This is a genomic window from Pseudoxanthomonas broegbernensis, from assembly GCF_014202435.1.
Classification (GTDB): Bacteria; Pseudomonadota; Gammaproteobacteria; order Xanthomonadales; family Xanthomonadaceae; genus Pseudoxanthomonas; species Pseudoxanthomonas broegbernensis.
Map to the genome: position 1 here is coordinate 1 of NZ_JACHGU010000017.1, position 4,318 is coordinate 4,318.

Genomic DNA, 4,318 nt, shown 5'->3' on the forward strand with positions numbered 1-4,318 from the left:
GTCTTGGTGCTGAGCAGTTTCTTCTTCTGGGTGACCGTGGTCTGGTCGACCGCGTGCGTCTCTCCCACGGAGGTCAGGTTCACGTCGCGCCCGGCCGCGATCGCGACGCCACCCTGGTCGCTGATCGCAGTGGCCGCCGCCAGGTTCACGTCGCGCCCGGCCACCAGGCCGATGTCGCCACCGGCGTTGAACGTGGTGCCATGCACCGTCTCGTCGCGGGTCGTCGTGGTCTGCCGGAACCGCTTGCGCGTCTCCAGGGTATGGCTGCTATCGGCGGTGGTCAGGGTGGTGGTGTTGAGGTCGTTGCCGGCGCTTACCGTCAGTGCGCCACCGGCGTTCAACTCCGCGGCCACCAGGTTGACGTCGTGGCCCGCGCCCAGCGCCAGATTGCCGCCGGCCGTCAGCGCCTGCACGTCCAGGGTCTGGGTGGTGACGGTGGTGGTGACCCGGGTCTTGCCCTCGCGGACCGTGGCGATGCGCGAGGTGGGATCGTTCACCCCCGACTGCACGGTCAGGTCGTGCCCGGCATAGGCGGTCAGATCCTGGCCCGCGACCACGGTGACCTCGCGTACGCTCAGGTCGCGGTCCGCGCGCAGCACCATCGCGCCGTCCGCGGTCACCGTGCTGCGCTGGACCAGGTCCAGGTCGCCCCCGGCCGCCAGGGTCAGGTCGCCCCCGGCCTGCACGCGGCTGGCGCTCACCCCCAGGTCCTGCCCGGCGATCAGCACCACGTTGCGCCCGGCGCTCACCTCGGTGGCGTCCAGCGCGATCCGCCCGTCGGCCTGGATGCCTGCGTCCTGCGTGGCGTGCAGGCGCCCGTCGCTGCCCTGCACGTAGTCGCCGCCGGCCTGGACCATGACCGTGCCGCCGCTCAGTTGCCCGCGGTTGAGCACGTCGCCGGCGGTAGTGACCGTCACCCGCGCGCTGCGCACCGTGCCGTCGTTGATCAGCGTGTCGGCGCCGAGCCAGGTGCTCTGGCCCCCCTGCAGGGTGCCGTCGTTGCGCACCGCGCCGGCGGCCTGCACGTTCAACCGCTCGCCGCTGGCGATCAGCCCGCCGCTGGACCCCAGCCGCTCGCTCGTGGTGCGCGACAGGTACACCACCGGCACCAGCACGCGCTCGCCGGCCACCTCCTGCTCCACCAGCCAGACGATGTCCTGTTCCAGCGCCGCCACCTGGGTGCTGGTCAGCGGGGCGCCCAGCGACAGCCCCAGCCGGCCGGCCACCGCCGCCGCGCCGTCCATCAGGGCGGTGTACTGGGCCAGGCCGTCGCCGTCGTCGGCCACGCCGGCCAGGGTGCGGTATCCGGTCAGTTGCTGGACCTGCTCCTGTACCAGGCGCCGCTCGTAGTAGCCGTCGCCCAGCCGCTTGTGCGGATCGGCCGGGTCGTAGCCCAGGGCATCGAGCAGGTAGTCCGAGCCGCCCTGCTCGCCCCGGGCGAACCGCGGCGCGGTGTTGACCAGGAACGCGGCGCCCTCCCCCGGCGTCCGCGCGTACATGCCGTTGTCCGGCGGCACCCACCCGGGCAGCGGGTGTTCCGGGGTGCCTACGGTCGGGTCGATCGCCGGGCCCGGGCCGGGGACCGGGACCGGGGCGGGCGTCGCGTCCGAAGGCACGTGGGCCACGTCCGGGCCCGGCGCGGGCGTCACCCATCCGGCCTGCAGCGGGTCCAGCGCCAGGCCGTGCAGCAACGCGGTGCGCACGGCGCCGGGGCTGGCGATGGTGCCGACCGCCTCGGCCTGGAACGGGACCGGGCCGACCGGGGTCGGGCCCGGGACGCCGCCACCGCCGGGCACCGTGCCGGGGCCGTCGAAGTCCACCGGGCCCGAGGCCGGGTCCACGGCCACCGCATCGACCGCGTCCGGTCCGCCGGAGGCGATGACCACGGTGTTGCCGACGTCGCCGCCACTGACGATCGACAGCCCGCCGCCGGCGGTGATGGTGGCGCGGCCTTCCTCCGGGGCGTAGGGGCGCTGGGCCAGGCCGGGGGCGTAGCTGCCAGAACCGCCGACGGTCGGGTACACGTTGTCGAACGCGCACTCCAGCAGCGTGCGGGTGCACTGCCGGTACTGGTAGCCGTAGCTGGCATGCACGTCCCAGGCCTGCAGCGCGGCGAAGGACTCGTTGAACACGCCCGGCGCATCCTCGCCGGCAGTGCTGCCGTTGATGAACAGGCTGCCGCCGGCGGCGATGGCCGAGGCGCGGTTGTACAGGGTGCCGGTGTCCAGGGTCATGCCGCCGCCGGACAGCAATTGCGCGGCGGCCGAGGCACGGGTGATGGCCACCTCGTTGAGCGGGGTGAGGGTTTCGCGGTAGTTGGAGAAGGTCAACTGGCAGTCGAAGTCCGCGCTGCAGCGGATGTCGTGCTCGCGCTGGTAGACCACCTCGTAGAACGCGTGCTCGGCCGCGGGCACTTCGCGCCGGCCGGCGGCCTGCTCCTCCGGGGTCAGCTCGCGGTTGACGTACTCGACCACCCGGCGCCGGGTGTCGATCGTCCCGGCGCCCACATGCAGGCCGCCCTCGGCCTGGATGCGGCCGGAGACGTTGTCCACCCGGGTGGCGCGCGTGCCGGCGGTGCGGCCGGCGACCACCAGGTCGCCGCCGCTGTACAGCTCGGCGTCGAGGTTGGACAGGCGGCCCACGCGCAGGTCCAGGTACTCGGCCGCGCCGATGAACCCTTCGCCGTAGGCGCGCGCGGCATCGGCCGTGCCCAGGTCGCGGCCGTTGGTCAGGGTGCCGGCCTCGATCAACAGCCGGTTGCCGATGATGTTGCCGGTGTTGCTCACGCTGGCCGCCTCGATCAGCACGGTGTCGCCTTCCAGGCGGGCGCCGGCGCGGTTGTCCACGCTGCCGGCATGCACGTCCAGCAGGCCGCTGCCGTCGGCGTTGCTGGCGTTGATGACGCCCTGGTTGACCAAGCTGCCGGCATTGAGCAGCAAGGCGGTGGTGCTCTGCATCGTGCCCAGGTTGGTGAGGGTGCCGCCCACGGTCAGCTCGAGCACGCCGTCGCTTTCCAGGAACTGGCCGGTGCCGTAGGTGAGGTCGCCGGCAATGTCCAGGTCCAGCCACTGCGCGCCGTACAGGCGGCCGGTGCCGCTGAGCGTGCCCAGGTTCATGCGCAGGGTCTGCGCGGCGACCTGGCCGCCGGCCAGGTCCAGGGTGCCGGCGACCAGGTCCACGGTGCGGGCCTGGAGCAGCGCGTCCAGGCCGTTGCGGATGCTGGCCACGCCGATCCAGGCGTTCTCCCCGGCACCGAAGCGGCCCGTGTTGTCCAGCACGCCGGCCGCGGTCTCGTAGCGCAGGTCGCGGTCGGCGTAGACGGTGCCGCCGTTGCTCAGCACGCCCACGTCCAGGACCAGGTCGCGCGGGGTGGCCAGCAGGCCGTCGGCGCCGTTGTCCAGGGTCGCGGCACTCACCTGCACGTCGCCGGCGCGGCTGCCGATCGTGCCGCCGCGGTTGTCCAGGTCCCCGCTGGCGACGACCACCAGGGTGGGCGTGTCGTCGCTGTCCGGGTCGGCCTGGCTGCCGGCCAGGAGCTGGCCGCCGGCATTGGCGATGGACCCGGCCTCCACCGTCGCCGCGCCGCGGGTATCCAGCGTGCCGCCGCGGTTGTCGAACAGGCCGCCGGCCTGCAGCGCCAGCCCGGCATCGCCCTGCAGCAGGCCGCCATCGCGGTTGTCCAGCGCGCCGGCCGTGGTCAGCGCCAGTGCCTGGCGCGAGACCAGCAGGCCGCCGCGGTTGTCCAGCGCGCCGGCCTGCACGGTGGCCGTGCCGGTGGTGCCGATCAGGCCGCCGCCGGTGTTGTCCAAGGCGCCGGCGACCGACAGCGTCAGCCCGGCGCCGCCCTCCTGCTGCAGCCGGCCGTCGCGGTTGTCGAACGACGACGCGCTCACGGCGAGCGTGCCTTGGGCATCGATCTGCCCGCCGGCGTTGTCCACCGCGCCGGCGTCGATCCCCAACCCGCCGCCGCTGGCGATGCGGCCGCCGCGGTTGTCCAGGCCGGTGCGCGCGGTCAGGTCCATCGCCTGCGTGCCGGTGGAGGCCAGCGTGCCGCCGGCGGTGACCAGGGTGCCGGTGTCCAGGACGATGCGCTCGGCCACGGTGGTGCCGCCGCCCAGGTCGGTGTGGGTCCCCTGCAGGTGCAGGGTGCCTTGCCCGGAGATCACGCCGCCGGCGCCGTCCAGCACGGCGGCGTCGATGCGCAGGTCGCCGCCGGCGCTGTGGATCGTGCCGCCGGCATTGCCCAGCCGGGCGGCGGCCAGCCGCAGGTCGGCGCCGGCTTCGATCGCGCCGGCCGCATTGTCCAGGTGGCCGCCCG

At 74.1% G+C, this 4,318-nt stretch carries 1 protein-coding gene; it reads right to left on the reverse strand.

Annotated elements, in window-relative coordinates:
* The coding region (locus HNR76_RS15045; protein WP_183982348.1) for a beta strand repeat-containing protein at window positions 1-4,318 on the reverse strand (4,318 nt) is incomplete at both ends.